The sequence below is a fragment of the Chryseobacterium sp. SIMBA_028 genome, assembly GCF_046535285.1.
Taxonomy (GTDB): Bacteria; Bacteroidota; Bacteroidia; order Flavobacteriales; family Weeksellaceae; genus Chryseobacterium.
Genome location: NZ_JAWRWZ010000595.1, coordinates 1 through 252, shown reverse-complemented (window position 1 = coordinate 252; position 252 = coordinate 1). Strand labels below are relative to the sequence as shown.

The following is a 252-nucleotide window of genomic DNA, read 5'->3' as shown; positions in this document are numbered from 1 at the left end:
CACCAACCAATGTACCGACTACAACGACTATCGAAGGTTTAACAGGTAGCGATTATTATTTTGGAGGTACCAATGCTGCCCATAATGCAGGTACATTAAAATATGTTCGTATTGAATTTGCCGGATACGATTTTGTAGGCGCTAATTCTGGTAACGAAGTAAATGCCTTGTCATTAGGAGGTGTCGGAAACGGAACAACATTAGACCATATCCAGGTATCTTACGGTCAGGATGATTCTTTCGAATTCTTCG

General features: G+C 40.9%; 1 pseudogene. It reads left to right on the top strand.

Annotation, left to right across the window (positions count from 1 at the left end):
- Nucleotides 1-252 (top strand): annotated as a pseudogene (locus SCA31_RS24620) (hypothetical protein); the annotation flags it as partial.